Origin of the sequence: Nocardia brasiliensis ATCC 700358 (genome assembly GCF_000250675.2) — a bacterium.
GTDB classification, from domain to species: Bacteria; Actinomycetota; Actinomycetes; order Mycobacteriales; family Mycobacteriaceae; genus Nocardia; species Nocardia brasiliensis_B.
The window spans coordinates 4,803,900-4,820,487 of sequence record NC_018681.1; the positions used below are offsets into that span (position 1 = coordinate 4,803,900).

16 protein-coding genes are annotated in these 16,588 nt (G+C 67.3%); 11 read left to right on the plus strand and 5 right to left on the minus strand.

Annotation, left to right across the window (positions count from 1 at the left end; translation table 11 throughout):
- The first annotated feature begins 36 nt into the window (after nucleotides 1-36).
- From O3I_RS21410 to O3I_RS21420, 3 genes are all read left to right on the plus strand, one after another.
- The gene (locus O3I_RS21410; protein ID WP_014985065.1) at nucleotides 37-2,328 is read left to right on the plus strand and encodes an ATP-binding cassette domain-containing protein; all 2,292 of its coding nucleotides are present in this window, start codon (nucleotides 37-39) and stop codon (nucleotides 2,326-2,328) included.
- Nucleotides 2,329-2,515: 187 nt separating this feature from the next.
- Complete coding sequence (locus tag O3I_RS21415; protein WP_014985066.1) at nucleotides 2,516-3,955, plus strand: short-chain fatty acid transporter; 1,440 nt, start codon at nucleotides 2,516-2,518, stop codon at nucleotides 3,953-3,955.
- Between the two features lie 64 nt (nucleotides 3,956-4,019).
- Nucleotides 4,020-4,622 carry a hypothetical protein gene (locus O3I_RS21420; RefSeq protein ID WP_014985067.1) on the plus strand — a complete coding sequence of 201 codons (603 nt, stop codon included), beginning with the start codon at nucleotides 4,020-4,022 and terminating at the stop codon, nucleotides 4,620-4,622.
- Between the two features lie 60 nt (nucleotides 4,623-4,682).
- On the opposite strand, the gene O3I_RS21425 is transcribed toward O3I_RS21420, so the two are convergent.
- The 4 genes from O3I_RS21425 to O3I_RS21440 form a co-directional block, all read right to left on the minus strand.
- On the minus strand, nucleotides 4,683-5,228 hold the full coding sequence (locus O3I_RS21425) for a nitroreductase/quinone reductase family protein (protein WP_014985068.1): 546 nt from the start codon (nucleotides 5,226-5,228) through the stop codon (nucleotides 4,683-4,685).
- Between the two features lie 116 nt (nucleotides 5,229-5,344).
- Complete coding sequence (locus O3I_RS21430) at nucleotides 5,345-6,628, minus strand: hypothetical protein (RefSeq protein ID WP_014985069.1); 1,284 nt, start codon at nucleotides 6,626-6,628, stop codon at nucleotides 5,345-5,347.
- Nucleotides 6,629-6,755: 127 nt separating this feature from the next.
- Nucleotides 6,756-7,316 carry a DoxX family protein gene (locus O3I_RS21435; RefSeq protein WP_041562757.1) on the minus strand — a complete coding sequence of 187 codons (561 nt, stop codon included), beginning with the start codon at nucleotides 7,314-7,316 and terminating at the stop codon, nucleotides 6,756-6,758.
- Nucleotides 7,317-7,344: 28 nt separating this feature from the next.
- Entirely contained in the window at nucleotides 7,345-8,103 is a 759-nt protein-coding gene (locus O3I_RS21440) for a dioxygenase (protein WP_014985071.1), read from the minus strand.
- Between the two features lie 90 nt (nucleotides 8,104-8,193).
- Here O3I_RS21440 and O3I_RS21445 point away from each other — a divergent pair, with 90 nt between their 5' ends.
- The 8 genes from O3I_RS21445 (at nucleotide 8,194) to O3I_RS21480 (ending at nucleotide 15,616) form a co-directional block, all read left to right on the plus strand.
- Nucleotides 8,194-8,655 (plus strand): MarR family winged helix-turn-helix transcriptional regulator, encoded by a 462-nt coding sequence (locus tag O3I_RS21445; RefSeq protein ID WP_014985072.1) that lies wholly within the window; start codon nucleotides 8,194-8,196, stop codon nucleotides 8,653-8,655.
- A 77-nt stretch (nucleotides 8,656-8,732) separates the two neighbouring features.
- Nucleotides 8,733-9,776, plus strand: coding sequence for an L-glyceraldehyde 3-phosphate reductase (gene mgrA, locus O3I_RS21450; RefSeq protein WP_014985073.1), 1,044 nt, complete (start codon nucleotides 8,733-8,735; stop codon nucleotides 9,774-9,776).
- A gap of 103 nt (nucleotides 9,777-9,879) precedes the next feature.
- Nucleotides 9,880-10,776 (plus strand): type II CAAX endopeptidase family protein, encoded by an 897-nt coding sequence (locus O3I_RS21455; RefSeq protein ID WP_081594061.1) that lies wholly within the window; start codon nucleotides 9,880-9,882, stop codon nucleotides 10,774-10,776.
- Between the two features lie 104 nt (nucleotides 10,777-10,880).
- Nucleotides 10,881-11,789, plus strand: coding sequence for a TauD/TfdA dioxygenase family protein (locus O3I_RS21460; RefSeq protein WP_014985075.1), 909 nt, complete (start codon nucleotides 10,881-10,883; stop codon nucleotides 11,787-11,789).
- A gap of 194 nt (nucleotides 11,790-11,983) precedes the next feature.
- Nucleotides 11,984-12,628: an ABC transporter permease gene (locus O3I_RS21465; protein WP_014985076.1), complete on the plus strand. Its 645-nt coding sequence runs from the start codon at nucleotides 11,984-11,986 to the stop codon at nucleotides 12,626-12,628.
- Nucleotides 12,625-13,905, plus strand: a complete 1,281-nt coding sequence (locus tag O3I_RS21470) for an ABC transporter ATP-binding protein (RefSeq protein WP_014985077.1) — start codon at nucleotides 12,625-12,627, stop codon at nucleotides 13,903-13,905. The genes O3I_RS21465 and O3I_RS21470 overlap by 4 nt, the downstream gene beginning before the upstream one ends.
- Nucleotides 13,902-14,639, plus strand: coding sequence for an ABC transporter permease (locus O3I_RS21475; protein ID WP_014985078.1), 738 nt, complete (start codon nucleotides 13,902-13,904; stop codon nucleotides 14,637-14,639). The genes O3I_RS21470 and O3I_RS21475 overlap by 4 nt, the downstream gene beginning before the upstream one ends.
- Nucleotides 14,636-15,616, plus strand: a complete 981-nt coding sequence (locus O3I_RS21480; protein ID WP_014985079.1) for a glycine betaine ABC transporter substrate-binding protein — start codon at nucleotides 14,636-14,638, stop codon at nucleotides 15,614-15,616. Before O3I_RS21475 ends, O3I_RS21480 begins: the two co-directional genes overlap by 4 nt.
- A gap of 34 nt (nucleotides 15,617-15,650) precedes the next feature.
- On the opposite strand, the gene O3I_RS21485 is transcribed toward O3I_RS21480, so the two are convergent.
- The gene (locus tag O3I_RS21485) at nucleotides 15,651-16,466 is read right to left on the minus strand and encodes a DUF1206 domain-containing protein (protein ID WP_014985080.1); all 816 of its coding nucleotides are present in this window, start codon (nucleotides 16,464-16,466) and stop codon (nucleotides 15,651-15,653) included.
- Between the last annotated feature and the right edge of the window lie 122 nt (nucleotides 16,467-16,588).

Here is a 16,588-nt window from a genome sequence, read left to right on the forward strand (position 1 = left end):
TGGAAACTAGTTTGGTCACGCTGAGGGGAGTCGGAGATGTCCGGTCGAGGCGGACGACAAGCGAACGACAGCATCACCCTGGCCGGAGTCCGGCAGAACAATCTGAAGAACGTATCGCTGAGCATCCCGAAGGGGCAGCTGACCGTCTTCACGGGCGTGTCGGGTTCCGGAAAGTCGTCGCTGGTGTTCGGCACGATCGCCGTCGAGTCCCAGCGGCAGCTCAACGAGACCTTCCCGTGGTTCATCCGCAACCGGCTGCCCAAATACGAGCGCCCGCACGCGGAGAACATGGCGCACCTGTCCACCGCCATCGTCGTCGATCAGCGTCAGCTCGGCGGCAACAGCCGCTCGACCGTGGGCACGATGACCGAGATCAATCCGATGCTGCGCGTGCTGTTCTCCCGGCACGGCAAGCCCAGCGCGGGGGAATCCACCGCGTACTCGTTCAACGTGCCGCAGGGCATGTGCACCGAGTGCGAGGGGCTCGGCCGCACCGCGCGGCTCGACCTCGACCTGCTGCTCGACAAGAGCAAATCGCTCAACGACGGCGCGATCACCTCTCCCCTCTTCGCGGTCGGCGGATACCCGTGGACCACGTACGCGGAATCGGGGCTCTTCGATGCCGATAAACCGTTGCGGGACTTCACCTCCGAGGAATGGGACCTGCTGCTGCACGGGGGCGGCTTCAAGGTCAGGCGGCCGGGGCGTGACGTCACCCACTCCAACACCTACGAGGGCATCGTCGTCCGGTTCAACCGCCGGTACCTGGACAACGGCTTGGACGCGCTGAAAGACAAGGAGCGCAAGGACGTCGAGCAGGTCGTCACGACCCGGACCTGCGAGGTGTGCGGTGGTGCGCGGCTCAACAAGGCGGCGCTCGCCTCGAAGATCAAGGGCAAGAACATCGCCGACTACGCCGAGATGGAGGTGAGCGAGCTGATCGTCGAGCTGGGGAAGATCGACGATCCGGTCGCGAAACCCGTTGTCCAGGCGGCTGTCACCGCGCTGGAGCGACTCGAATCCATCGGTCTGGGTTACCTCGGCCTCGGCCGCGAGACCTCGACCCTGTCCGGCGGCGAAGGCCAGCGGCTCAAGACGGTGCGCCACCTCGGCAGCAGCCTCAGCGATCTCACCTTCATCTTCGACGAGCCCAGCGTCGGGCTGCATCCCCGAGATGTACACCGGCTCAACGAACTACTGGGCCGGCTCCGCGACAACGGCAACACGGTGCTCGTCGTGGAACACAACCCCGACGTGATGAGTGTCGCCGATCGCATCGTCGACATGGGCCCCGGCGCCGGCGCGCACGGTGGCGAGGTGGTGTTCGAGGGCACTTTCCGCAAGCTGCTCGCCTCCGACACGCTGACCGGACGCAGGCTGTGCGCGCACACCGGATTGAAGGAACAGGTCCGCACGGCCACGGGGTCGCTGACCATCAGCAAGGCGAAGCTGAACAACCTGCGCAACGTCACGGTGCGGATCCCGACCGGGGTGCTCACCGCGGTCACCGGCGTGGCCGGATCCGGCAAGAGTTCGCTCATCTCAGGGGCTTTCGCCACGCAGCATCCGGACGCGGTGATGGTCGATCAGTCGGGGATCGGCATCTCCGCGCGGTCGACCCCGGCCACCTATGTCGACATCATGGACACGGTTCGCACGCTGTTCGCGAAGGCCAACGACGCCGAACCCGGTCTGTTCAGCTTCAATTCCACCGGCGCGTGTCCGGCCTGCCACGGGCGCGGCGTGATCCAGACCGACCTCGCCTACCTGGACCCGGTGACCGTCACCTGCGAGGTGTGCGAGGGGCTGCGGTACCGGCCCGAGGCGCTGGAGAAAACCCTGCGCGGCAAGAACATCGCCGAGGTGCTCGCACTCACCGTCGAAGAGGGCCTCGACTACTTCACCGAGGACAAGGTCATCGGCAAGCTCGCCCTGCTCGACCAGGTCGGACTCGCCTATCTCACACTCGGCCAACCACTCTCGACCCTGTCCGGCGGGGAACGGCAGCGGCTCAAGCTCGCCCATCGCCTGCAGGACACCGGGACGGTCTTCGTCTTCGACGAGCCGACCACCGGCCTGCACATGTCCGATGTGGACCGCCTGCTGACCCTCTTCGATCAGCTGGTCGACGACGGCAACACCGTCATCGTCGTCGAACACGACCTCGAGGTCGTCAAACACGCGGACTGGGTCATCGACCTCGGCCCCGACGCCGGACGGCACGGCGGCCGGGTCCTCTTCGAGGGCACGCCCCGGGACCTGACCGACGACGACGAGTCCGTGACCGCGCAATACCTGCGCGCCGACCTCGCACGAGCCGACCGCTAGCCCGACCCGGACATACCGGTCACCCTCCCCCCTGACCAGGGGGGATTTCTGCATATTTGCAGACCGGATCTGCGCGATTCCTTATTGTCTGCGGACAGGTGGGCCTCGATACTGGCCAACCGAGCCCGTGTGCGGTGCGTCACATGCGCGCGCGTGGGTGGTGTGCAGAAAGATGAGGGACAGCTCCATGACGGCCACGATCGACGAAGCCAGCTCCGAGAAGGGACTAGCGCGAATCGCGCAGTCGCTCGCGAAATGGACGGAGAGATGGTTTCCGGATGCCTACGTCGTCGCCTTGGCCGGTGTGTTCATCGTGGCCGTCGCGGCATTCGCGAACGGCTCGTCGCCGCAGACCGTGGTGACCGCGTTCGGCGACGGCTTCTGGGATCTCACGGCTTTCACGCTGCAGATGGCGATGGTCGTGCTGACGGGCTACGTGGTGGCCACTTCCCCACCGGTCGCGCGGCTCATCGAACGCCTCGCCGCCGTACCGCGATCCGCGGCCGGCGCGGTGAGTTTCGTTGCGTTCCTGAGCATGTCGGTGTCCTTCCTGAACTGGGGACTCAGCCTGGTGTTCGGCGGCCTGCTGGCCCGCGCGATCGCCCGGCGCACCGATCTGCGGGTGGACTATCGCGCGCTCGGCGCGGCGGCCTTCATGGGGCTGGGCGCCGTATGGGCACTGGGTATTTCGTCCTCCGCCGCGCAGTTGCAAGCGACGGCGAGTTCCTTACCGCCCGCTCTGCTGCGGATCACCGGCGTCCTGGACTTCGGGAAGACGATCTTCACCTGGCAGTCGCTGCTGACGTGCGCGATCATCATGGCCATCACCGTGGTGATCGCCCATTTCTCGGCGCCGAAAGGCGAGGCGATCAAGACCGCCGAAGAACTCGAGGTCGACCTCGACGATCAGCCCGACGAAGTCACCCCGCGGGCGCGGCCCGGCGAATGGCTCGAGTACAGCCGCATCCTGCCGATCATCGCGGGGCTGATGACGTTGGGCTGGTTGATCTCCCAGTTCGTCACCAAGGCGGCACTCACCGTGGTCAGCAGCCTCAACGGCTACCTGCTCGTCTTCCTGATGCTCGGGCTGGTGCTGCACGGGACGCCGCGCAAGTTCCTGCAAGCCGTCACCCTGGCCGTGCCCGCCACCGCGGGCATCCTGGTGCAGTTCCCGCTCTACGCCGCGATGGCCGCGATCCTCACCAAAGCGAAAGGGCGCGGCGGGATCACCGTCTCCGAACACCTGGCCGACTTCTTCACCAGCATCGGCGGCGGTGGCAGCTTCGCCGTCGTGATCGCCCTCTATACCGTGGTGCTCGGCATCTTCGTCCCGTCCGGCGGCGGAAAGTGGTTGGTCGAAGCGCCTTACGTCATGCAGTCGGCGACCGATGTGCAGATGAATCTCGGCTGGACGGTACAGATCTACAACGTGGCCGAGGCGCTGCCCAACCTGATCAACCCGTTCTTCATGCTGCCGTTGCTCGCGGTGCTGAAACTGCGGGCGCGCGATCTCGTCGGGTTCACGTTCCTGCAGTTCATCTTCCACCTGCCGGTGGTGTTGCTGCTCGTCTGGCTGCTCGGCATGACGTTCGACTACGTCCCGCCGATCATCCCCGCGGGCAAGTGAGATCGGATCGGCCGCAATAACCGAAAACCGTTGATCAGCAGCCGGTCCGGTGGATTCTGAGGGCATGAGGATCTACGCCGACCGCCCGCCCACCGCACTGCGTCAGCTCGTCACCGATCTCCTCGTGGCAGCGTGGGTGTACGGTACCCTCCGCGCTGCCCTGTGGCTACACGACCTGGTACTGGCCCTCGCCGTGCCCGGGCGCAAACTCGAAGGCGCGGGCGGCGGCCTGGCCGACAACCTCGACACCGTCGGCGACAAGGTGGGCCGGGTTCCCGTGGTGGGCGACGAACTGACCTCGCCGTTCGAGCGGGCGGCCACGGCTGCCCGCTCGATCGCCGAGGCGGGCCACGATCAGCAGGACCTGGTCGGCGATCTCGCGCTCGCCCTCGCCATCGGCCTGTCCGTCGTGCCCCTCGGCTTGGTCCTGTTCGTCTGGCTGCCGCTGCGGCTGCGCTGGATTCGCCGCGCCGCCACCGCGACTCGGCTGCGTGCGGAGCCCGGCGGACGAGACCTCCTCGCCCTGCGCGCCCTCACCCACCAGCCGCTGCGCCGGCTCGACCGCATCGATCCCGAGGTGGTGGCGGCGTGGCGCCGCGGCGACGATTCGACCGTCCGCGCCCTCGCCGCCCTGGAACTGCGCACCCTCGGGCTCCGCGGATCCTGATCTCCGCCGGTAGGTCGGACGATCAGGAGGAATCGACGGCGGCGTAGACCGAGCAGGCGGTTAAGTTAGTTCCTCCCGATCGCTTGTCCGGCAGGCGATCTCGCTATCGAGGGTCAGCAAAACCAGCGGTATCGGGCGGTCCACCTTGGACTGGAAGTCCGCCAGCAGCGCGTTGTCGGCCAGCACCCAGGTCGCGAACTCGGCGTAGTCCGCGCCTTCGAGCACCTTGCCGGTCCCCCGGTAGGTCTTGTCCCGGAGTTCGATGGTGACCTGCGGGTTCACCTTGATGTTGTGCCACCAGGCCGGGTACCTGTCCTCCATGAACGAACTCACATACATGATGTCGCCGCGATACCCGGGGCCCAGCGGAATCGTATGCCGCTTGCCGCTTTTCGCGCCTGTCGTGGTGAGCAGGATCAGGTCGCCACCCGCGTACGCCCCACCCACCTTGCCCGAGTTCGCCCGGAACTCGGCGATCACATCATCGTTCCAGTCGGCGATGCCGACCGCGGGATCCCACTCCTGGTTCCACGGCGCGTTCGGATCGTCGTAGTCGGTGATCGCGGTCTGTTCCGCCGGTGCCGCAGTCGATTCGATTTCGCTCATGGTTCGAGCATGCCGGGCGCTTAGGACAGATACGGTCCTAACGCCAGTAGTCACCGTCCGGGAGCCGCAGCCAGTGGTCCGGCGGGCCTTGCTCGTCGCTCATGCCGCACCGCCGATCAGCAGGTCCGGTACCGGACCGAGAAGGGCTCTGCGGCGGACGCAGGCGGGTGGTTTGCGGGATACGCGCGATTGGTGACGGTCATCGACAGGCTTGGTTCGAGGCAAATGCGTCTCAATCCTTCGGGGGTGAAGTAGTCGTCGGGGTCGGTGGTGACCAAATAGTCGATCTCGGGCGCACCCAGCTCCGCGACGATCGGAAGATGCTGCTCGGCCAGCACTCTCGCGTCGTCGAGATTCCCCGAGTGGAGCTGCTCGGTGACCTGAGGTCGCGGTGGCCGTGCCGGTAGGGCGGTCCCCGAAGCCATCAGCACGCTGTGCGGCATGGATCGGTCTTCGTTGAGTCGTTGCCAGACAGAGAATTCGAGTTCGGTCGGGTACCGGTTGGCCACGGACAGCGACCCGCTCCCGGCGGCGGCGGGACCTATCTGCCAGCGCGCCCCCGACAGCCCGGGAAACTCCTGCATCAGGCGTCGGTACGTGTCGGTGACACCACCGAAATCGCTCGCGCGCATTAGTTTCACGGAGATATCACCGACGCCGACATCTCCTCGCTCGAACTGATCGCTTGATCCGTAGGAGTAGTGGGCCCACGTGCGGTAGGTCCACTTCACCTCGTCCTCGGGAAGAGCCTCGGTCAAGGCGAACCACAGACCGGCGCGGTCCGGCGCCTCGACGAACCCGGGCTTCCCGGCCCTGAAGGAGCTTCCGGACTGTTCGCGACGGACTTCCAGCTCTGTCTCCCACTGAGCGAAATCCGTTGCGGCCCCCACCTGGTCGCGGAACGCCTCGATCACCGCCTTGGCCTGCGCCGCCGACGCTTCCCCGGACAGCACGACGACCGTCGAGAACAGACCGTCGATCTCGGTCGACACCCGGTGGACTCCCGGCAGCCGGCCGAGCACAGTCGCGATATCCCTTGCCTCCCGGGTCAGCGCCGGTCGGTCGTCGAAGGGCGCGACGGTCATGAGTTGCCAACCGCTGCAGGAGGACACGAAAACGCCGGCTGCCGCGATCACCGCCCATTTGAACCGCGGCCGACCGTGACGCCCGGTGCGGTAGAGCAGCACCGCGCCCACGATCAGCGAGAGTCCGACACCGGCAGCGGTCATCCCCAGCGAAAGGGAGTAGGGCGCCAACGTGTTCCGGCACTCCAGGTAGTAGCAGGCGTCGGCGAACGTCACCGACAGCAGCACGGACAGACCGGCGAGGACGGCAACAGCGAAGACGATCCAGGCCGCGTGGCTTCCGCCGAAACGCTGCCAGGGCTGCAGGGTGGGCACGAGGCTACGATAGCGAGCCGCGAGACGCTTGTGGTGTTGCGCCTGTGGAGATTTCGTGCAGAAGATACCGCCGGTTCCTCGGCAGCAGATGGGACCGCCGCACCACTCGGCAGCGGCGATTCAGCCCTCAGCTGCGCACGACGAGGACCGCTCCGGCGGCGAGGAGGGCGAGGACGATGGCAGCGAGGCCGTAGATGAGCCGGTGATTGCGCAGGACCGGGACGAAGCGGTCGAAAGCGTAGCGGCCGGGGCCGGTCAGGGTGAGGGCGGCGGCGGCCGCGGTGAGGATCAGTTCGTATTCGATGCCCTTGGGGGCGAAGAACGCGCCGGTGCCCTTGACCGCGATGGCGTTGAGCAGGGTGCCGACCACGGCCGCGCCGGCCAGCGGCGTGAGCAGGCCGACGGCGAGCGCGAGGCCGCCGAACGTCTCGGTCACGCCCGCGACGAACGCCATGGCTTCACCGGCGGGATAACCCTTGCTGGTGAAGAACTTTCCGGTCCCGTCCAGTCCCCCACCACCGAACCAGCCGAACAGCTTCTGCGCGCCGTGCGCGGCCATGGTCAGCCCGACCGCGATGCGCAGCAGGAGCAGGCCCGCGTCGTAGGCGTGCGGGGTCGCGGCGTGGTCCGTCGCCACGCGGGCCGCGACAGTGGATGCGGTAGGTGCGGGTGTTGCGGTGGAACTCATTCGATGGTCCTTTCAGTGGGGGCAGGGGTCAGCCGAATTGGAGGGAACGTTTCGCCAGGCCGTTCCAGAAGCCGTCGATCACGCTGCGCTGGGTGCTCAGGTCGGCGTCGGCCGCGCCGAGCGCGACGAACAGCGGCGCGAAGTGTTCGGTCCGCGGGTGCGCCGCCGCCGCGGCCGGGGCCTTCTGCTCGAAATCGAGCAGGGCGTCGACATCCCCGGCGGCCAGCGCCCGGCGACCCCAGTCGTCGAACTCGGTCATCACCGGATGCACCGAGCCGTCCTGGGTCAGCGCGCGCAGATTGTGGGTGAAGAAACCGCTGCCGACGATCAGCACGCCTTGGTCGCGCAGCGGCGCGAGTTTGCGGCCGAGGTCCAGCAGACCGGACGGGTCGAGCGTCGGCATCGACAGTTGCAGCACGGGCACGTCGGCCGCCGGGTACATCTCCACCAGCGGCACGTACGCCCCGTGGTCGAGCCCGCGATCGGGCACGTCGTGCACCGAGCGGCCGGGGGCGCGCAGCAGTTTGCGCACGTCGTCGGCGAGTTCGGGCGCCCCGGGCGCGGGATAGGTCACGTCGTAGTAGTGCTGCGGGAAGCCCCAGAAGTCGTAGACCAGCGGAACCGTCGCGGTCGCACCGACGGCGAGCGGCGCGTCTTCCCAATGCGCCGAAATCATCAGTACCGCTTCGGGTTTCGGCAGTTCGGCGGACCACGCGGCCAACTGCCCCGGCCATACCGCGTCATCGGCCAGCGGCGGGGCGCCGTGCGAGAGGTACACCACGGGCATTCGCATCGGTCTCGGCCTCCAGCAAGTAGTTCAAATTTGAACATCTGTCGACGATGGTAGATTATCGTTCGAATTTGAACAATAGGGAGGGTGGTCACATTGGACGAGCCCCGCTGGCTCGACGACGAAGAGATGCGGACCTGGCAGGCGTTCCTCGCCTCGACGGCACTGCTGAACCGCCGGATCGAACAGCAGCTCAAGGAGGACGCGCACCTGTCGCACACCCAGTACGAGGTGCTGGTGCGACTCGAGGACGCGCCCGGCGACGCGCTGCGGATGACCGAACTCTCCGCCGCCCTGTTCACCTCCAAGAGCGGTCTCACCTATCAGATCGGACAGCTGGAGAAGGCAGGCTTCGTCCGCCGCACCCCAGCCCCCGACGACCCCCGCGGCATCATCGCCACCCTCACCCCCGCCGGCCGCCGCAAACTCCAGGCCGCCGCCCCCGGCCACGTCGCTCTGGTCCGCGAACTCCTGATCGACGTCCTCACCCCCGAACAACGCAAAGCCATCGCCGACGGCCTGGGCAAGGTCGCCGCCGACCTCCGTTGAGCACGCAGCGCAATGATGCGGTGCGTGCCACGCGCACCGGCCGCAACCGTCGACCACGAACGCCGAGGAGATCCCCTATGACCTACGTTCCCGAACCCACCAGGTACGACGGGCCGATGCGGTATCGGCGATCGGGCCGATCCGGGCTCGATCTGCCGATGCTGTCGCTGGGCTTCTGGCACAACTTCGGCGACGACCGGCCGTATGGCACCCAGCGCGAGATCGCGCTGCGTGCCTTCGACCTGGGTATCACCCATTTCGATCTGGCGAACAATTACGGGCCGCCGTACGGGGCGGCCGAGATCAACGCCGGACGCATCCTGCGCGAGGACCTGGCTCGGTATCGCGACGAACTCGTGCTGTCCACGAAAGCGGGCTGGGACATGTGGCCCGGACCGTACGGGCAGGGCGGTGGCTCGCGCAAGTATGTGCTCGCCTCGCTCGACCAGTCACTGACCCGGCTCGGCGTGGACTACGTCGACATCTTCTATTCGCACCGGTTCGACCCGACGACACCGCTGGAGGAGACCGCGTCGGCGCTGCACACCGCGGTGCAGCAGGGCAAAGCGCTCTATGTCGGCATCTCGTCGTACACCGCGCAGGATTCGCGCACGATCGCGGGGCTGCTGCGGGAGCTGGGCACGCCGCTGCTCATCCACCAGCCGTCGTACTCGATGCTGAACCGCTGGATCGAGACCGAAGGACTGCTCGACGCCGCCGCCGAGGCGGGCTTCGGCGTCATCGGCTTCACCGCGCTGGCCCAGGGCCTGCTCACCGCGAAATATCTGGACGGCATTCCGCGGGAATCGCGGGCCGCCCAGGACAAGTCGTTCCAGAACGAGCTGCTCACCCCCGCGATGATCGACCGGCTGCGCAAGCTCCACGCCCTCGCCGAGCGGCGCGGCCAGACGCTCGCGCAGCTCGCGCTCGCGTGGGCGCTGCGCGACGAGCGGGTGACGTCCCTGGTCATCGGCGCGTCCACGACCGGCCAGCTCGAGCAGAACGTCGCCGCGCTCGACGGCCTCGAGTTCCGCGCCGAGGAACTGGCCGAGATCGACGCCCTGCTCGACGACGACGGAGCGGTCGATCTGTGGCGGTCGGCCCGCGAGGGCACGCTCTGACCCCGGAACCCCTTCGCGCACAAGCGAGTCAGGGAAATACCGGAGGCCGATACCATCCTCCGGGCTGACGACGAACCGTCTGCCCGCTGCATAGTGTGCCCGCATGACCCCAGGGCGACCCGACGCTCCACCGTTACCCGACCGCCGTCGACTCGCCCAGCGGGGCGTCGGCCTATTCCTCGTCGCGCTGGTCGCGCTGTCCGCACCGGCCATGATCTTCGCGGTCGTGGCGCGCAACGAAATCGGCATCCTGCTGCTCATGTGGGCGCCGGGCGTCGCCTCGCTGCTCGCCCGGCTGCTGCTGCGCGAGGGATTCGGCGATATCTCGCTGCGCTTCGGCGGCCGGCGCGGCTGGTGGGCCTGCCTGTTCGCGCTCGGCTATCCGGTGGTCGTCGCGGGGGCCGCGTACGGCGTCGGCTGGCTCACCGGCCTGGCCGAGTTCAGCACGCCGGACGGCGAAGCCACGGGCTGGTTCGCCTTCGCGGTCCAACTGCTCATCGGCCTGGTGCCCGGCACCGCCATCGGCCTGGTGTTCGCGCTCGGCGAGGAACTCGGATGGCGCGGCTATCTGCTCACCCGGCTCATCGACGCGGGCATACCGCGGCCGATTCTGGTCGGCGGATTGATCTGGGCCGCTTGGCATCTGCCGTTGATCATCGGTGGCAACTATCTGAGCGGCAACGGCGGTTCCGTGCTGGTGATCGCCCCGCTGTTCGTGATCCAAATCGTCGTGGTCTCCTATGTTTTCGCGCGAGTGCGGCTGGATACCGGCAGCGTCTGGCCCGCCGTCGTGCTGCACGCGTCGTGGAATTCGGTGATTCAATCCGTATTCGACACCCACACCACGGGCGCGCGGGCATGGCTGTGGCTCGGCGAACAAGGACTACTACTGTTGGCCGCCAACGCGATCTGTGTATTCCTGCTCTACCGGCGTCCGGGAAGATTCCTGCGCCGACCACTTTCGAGCGCGTCGGATTCGGCCGCACAAAATGGCAGTTGATGCGCGATTGCACATTGCGATCCCGGTGACCGTAATACTGGCCGAGCCGCGCCCGGCCTGGTTTCCTCATCCGTAATCATCCGGGTGGAGCGAAAGGTCGTGGAATGTCGGTGCAGGTGGTCAAGCTCGGTGCGCACATCGGCGCCCGAATCGAGGGAGTCCGGCTCGGCGGTGGCTTGGACGGTGCGACCGTCGCCACCGTGCGCGCCGCGCTCAACGAGCACAAGGTGATCTTCTTCCGGGAACAGCACCACCTCACCGAGGACGGCCAGTACGAATTCGCCGAACTGCTCGGCACCCCGACCACACCGCACCCGACGCTCACCTCCGCGGGCGTGAAGAGCCTGGCCATCGACTCCCACCACGGCCGGTCCAATACCTGGCACACCGATGTCACCTTCGTCGACCGCGTGCCGAAGGCCTCCATCCTGCGCGCGGTCACGCTGCCGAGCTACGGCGGCGCGACCACCTGGGCCTCGACCGTCGCCGCCTACAACTCGCTGCCGGAGCCGCTGCGGCGGCTGGCCGACAGCCTGCGCGCGCGGCACACCAACCAGTACGACTACGCGGCCACCGTCGAGGATCGCCCGGACGAGAACGCGCGCGCTTACCGCCGCGAATTCGAGTCGACCTACTTCGAGACCGAACATCCGGTGGTCCGGGTGCACCCGGAGACCGGCGAGCGCGCACTGCTGCTGGGCTGCTTCGTCAAGCAGATCGTGGGCCTGTCCAGCAGCGAGTCGCAGGCGCTGTTCCGGTTGTTCCAGGATCGGGTGACCCGGCTCGAGCACACCGTCCGGTGGAACTGGTCGCTCGGCGACGTGGCCATCTGGGACAACCGTGCCACCCAGCACTACGCGATCGACGACTACGACGGCGCGGAGCACCGCAGGCTCACCCGGATCACCCTGGCCGGCGATATCCCGGTCGGCGTCGACGGCACGTCCAGCACCGTGATCGCGGGAAATGCCGAATCCTACTCCGCCGTCGATCCACTTACCACGGCGGCTTAGCCGTCCCCATCGAGTGCGAATTGTTTGGACACCGGCTCGGCGGTGAAAACAATCGCGAGATCGGCAACCCGGCGATCCGCGCGCAGCGCGCCATCCAGAACCGCACACGAAGTCTCGATTACGCTTTGACGGCTCGCGTCCGGTGATTACGCACCCGCAGGTACCGACCGGTCTTGCCCGACGAGGGGAATCGCGTGGATTTATGGAGTTATATCCGAGGGCGGGGCGAATTCCTCGCGTTCCTCACTTATCAGCATGCCTCCCTGGCGTTTCAGACCGTCCTGGTCGGAACCGTCGTCGCGGTGCTCATCGCGGTCGCGGTCTATCGGCTGCCGCTGCTGGCCGCGCTCTCGCTCACCTCTAGCCGGGTGGCGCTGACCATTCCGTCGCTGGCCCTGCTCGCCCTGCTGCTGGTGCCGTTCGGATTGGGCGTGGTCCCCTCGTTTCTCATGCTGACGTTCTTCGCGGCGCTGCCGGTGATCGGCAACGCGATCGTGGGGTTGCGCGCGGTGCCGCCCTCGGTCATCGAGTCCGCCAAAGGCATCGGCTTTTCCCGGCTGCGTATCCTGCTCACCGTCGAATTGCCGATCGCCTGGCCGGTGATCCTCACCGGCATCAGGGTTTCCACTCAGATGATCGTCGGCGTGGCCGCCATCGTCGCCTACGTCCTCGGCCCCGGCCTCGGGTCGCTGATCTTCAACGGCCTGTCCCGGCTCGGTGGCGCCAACGCCATCGAGATGGCGTTGACCGGCACCATCCTCATCGTCCTCATCGCGTTGGTGTTCGACGCACTCCTCGTCCTGCTCGGCCGCCTCACGATCGCAAAGGGACTGTCATGACCGAAGTGACCAGCCGCCCCGCTCCGCCCGCGCCGGAGCGCAACGTGACCGGCGCCGACATAAAACTCGACGCCGTAGTCAAGCGCTACCGCGGCCAGGACGCGCCCGCGGTAGCGCGGCTCGACCTGGAGATCGACGCCGGTGACATCGTCGCGTTCGTCGGTCCGTCCGGCTGCGGCAAGACCACGACGTTGAAGATGATCAACCGGCTGATCGAACCGACCGAGGGCCGGATCTTCATCGACGGCCGCGATGTCACCCGCGAGGACCCGGACAAGCTGCGGCAGTCGATCGGGTACGTCATCCAGTCCGGCGGACTGTTCCCGCACTGGACCGTCGCCAAGAACGTCGGCGCCATCCCGCGGGTGCTCGGCTGGGACAAGAAGCGGATCGCCGAACGCACCGAATACCTGCTCGATCTCGTCGGGCTGGATCCCGATACGTTCGCCGACCGGCTACCCAAGGACATGTCCGGCGGCCAGCAGCAGCGGGTCGGCGTCGCCCGCGCGCTCGCCGCGGACCCGCCGGTCCTGCTGATGGACGAACCGTTCGGCGCGGTGGACCCGATCACCCGGGTGCGCTTGCAGGACAGCCTGATCGCGATCCAGCACGAACTCGGCAAGACCATCGTGATCGTGACGCACGATTTCGAGGAGGCCACCAAACTCGGTGACAAGGTGCTGATCCTGTCCGAGGGCGGGCATGTCGAGCAGTACGCGAGCCCGGAGGAGATCCTCACCGACCCGGCCACGCCGTTCGTCGAGGAGTTCGTCGGGTCCGGCGCGAAGCTGGCGTATCTCACCGTGTCCCGGGTGCGCGACGTCGAATACGACGAGGTGGTCACCGCCCGGGTCGGCGAACCCGCGCAGGGCGTGATCCAGCGCGCGATGGCGGCCGGGCACACCTGGGTCGTGGTCGTCGACGAGGCCGGGCGGCCGCGGTCGTGGCCCTCGCTCACCGAGCTGGGGACCAAACCGGAGGTCTCGGACTTCCTCGATCGGCGCCTGCCGGTGGTCGCCCGCTCCTCCACGCTCAACGATGCGCTCGACGCCATGCTCGCGGCCAGTCAAGGGGCCGCGCTCGTCACCGACGGTCGCGGCGCCGTCGTCGGCGCGCTCAGCATCGGCACGGTGACCGAGACGATCCAGGCCAAACTCGCCGAGGTGCGATCGGACGAGCCCGACCTGTCCTACGAAACCTACGTCGACGGCACCGATCCCGCGCCGACGCCGGTGGTCGCCGCCGACGACGAACCCGGATCGGCCGAGCCGGCATGAGCAGGCTGCGGCGCGTGCCGCTCGACGTGTGGTTCGAACCGATCATCATCGTCGTCATCGGTCTCGGCTATATCCTCTGGTACCGGTCCACGACCTTCACCCCCACCGAGCAAGCGTCCCTGGCCTGGGACAACTTGCAGACTACGATCCTCGCCCACATCAAACTCACCGTTGTGGCCACGCTGATCGTGGTCGTCATCGCCATCCCGCTCGGCATCGCGCTCACCCGGCCCGCGCTCGAACGCGTCGAACCCCTCGCGGTGAACATCGCCAATATCGGGCAGGCCGCGCCGGCGGTCGGCCTGCTGGTGCTGTTCACTTTCTGGCTCGGCACCGGATTCCGCACGGCGATAGTCGGTCTCGTCGTGTACGCGATCCTGCCGATCCTGCAGAACACCATCGTCGGACTGAGGCAGGTGGACCATCGCACCATCGAGGCCTCGCGCGGAATCGGCTACTCCGGCAGCCGGACGTTGTTCCAGGTGGAGTTGCCGCTCGCGGTGCCGGTCATCCTCAACGGCGTGCGCACCGCGCTGGTCATCCTGGTCGGCACGGCGACGCTGAGCACGTTCATCGGTGCGACCAGCCTCGGCACGCTGATCACCACGGGTGTCACGCTGTTCCTGCCGAAACTGCTCGTCTCCGGCGCGATCCTGGTGGGCCTGCTGGCTTTGACCATCGACTGGCTGGGCCGGCTCGTCGAACTCGCCGCGACGCCGCGGGGCATCGCATGAGGCCGCCGCGGCTCACGACGCTGCTCGCCGCGCTCGTCGTGGCGAGCGCCGCGCTCACCGGGTGTGGCCTCGTCAGCTCGTCGGGCACTTTTCACGACGCACAGCTGCCCGACGGCGCGCAGCCGCTGGACGGGGTGAAGCTGGTCGTCACCTCGAAGAGCTTCACCGAGGGCGTGCTGCTCGGCAAGATCACCGCGACCTATCTGGGCGCGGCGGGCGCGAAGGTCACCGACCTCACCGGGGCGCCGGGTTCCGCGTCGTCGCGGCAGGCTCAGCTCAACGGTGACGCCGATATCCTCTGGGAGTACACGGGCACCGGGTGGGTGAACTACCACAACCAGACCGACACGATCGCGGACCCGCAACAGCTCTGGCAGCGCGTGCACGACCTGGAGCAGCGTGATCACGATCTGGTGTGGCTGCCGCCGGCCAACTTCAACGACACCTACGCCTTCGGCGCGTCGACACCGAACGCCGAACGCCTGCGGGTGAAATCGCTGTCCGACGTTGCCGCTTTGCCGGTCCCCGACCGCACCTTCTGCCTCGACGACGAATTCTTCAGCCGTTCTGACGGTTTCATACCGATGCTGGCGAAATACGGTATTCCGTACAACGATCCGAACGGCGTCCCGTCCGGCAACGTGACCCGGATGGACGCGGGGGTGGTCTACACCGCCACCGCCAAGGGCACACCCTGCAACTTCGGCATGATCTATACCACCGACGGCCGGGTGAAGAACTTGAACCTCGTTGTCCTGGAAGACGATCGCAAGTTCTTCCTGCCCTACAGCGGCACCGCCGTCGTGCGCGGCGCCGTGCTCGAACGGCATCCGGAACTGCGCCCGCTGCTCGGCATCATCTCCGAACGCCTCACCGACGACCTCATGCAGGAACTCAACGGCCGCGTCGACATCGACGGCGAAGACCCCGCCGACGTCGCCTACGACTGGCTGAAGACCCAGAAACTGATCGCCTGATCAGCGGGCTGCGGCGGCAAAGTCGTGCTGGGGCTTACATTTTCGCGTAGCGGGCCATGACGAAGCTGTAGAGGCCGTAGGTGATGATGCCGAGACCGGCGACGATGAGCAGGACCATGCCGAAGGGTTGGGCACCGAGGATTTTCAGGGCGCCGTCCAATCCCGCGGCCTTCTCGGGCTCGGACTTGGTCGCGGCGAGGATGACCAGCAGGCCGACCGCGCCGACGGCGAGGCCCTTGGCGAGGTAGCCGGCCATGCCCAGGCGCCGGACCAGCTTGCTCGGCGCGCCTTGCAAATCGTCGACGAACTTCTGGGTGACGCCCTTGTAGACGTGGTAGCCGCCGACCCCGATGATGATCAGCCCGGCCACGACCAAGGCGATGGCGCCCGCGGTGTGCTGCATGACGCGGGCCGCGAGCCCGGCGCTCTCGCCGCTGCTGGACTTGCCGCTGCCGCGGGCGAAACCGAAGGCGGACACGGCGAAGACGAAGTAGATCACCGCGAGCGACAAGGCCTTCACCCGGCGGAACGCCTCGGACTTCTTGCTGTCCTTGTCCGGTTTGGACGCGCTGCCCAGCACCGCTTCGACCAGGCGCCACAGCGCCAGGATCAGGAAGGCCACCGCGCCGACCCACAGCACGAGCGGGCCGCCGGGCTCCGCCGCCAATTCCTTCATCGCCCCGGATTGGTCGGCGGCGCCGCCCGAACCGCCGAGCGCGATGCGGATGGCGATGTAGCCGATGATCAGGTGCACGACGCCCGTCATGACGAACCCCGCCCGGGCGAAGCGCTCGAAGACGCGGTGCTGGGCGATCCGTTCCGCTTTGCTGGTCGCCTTGGTCTGAGTCATGCTGGCACTCATCTCATTTCGATCGAACCGAACGTCGGGGCAAATACCCGGTCCGGGCCGCTCGAAACAGGGTGTCGCGAATATCCAAGACGGGCACCCGGCGGTGGCGCAGAATTTGCCGC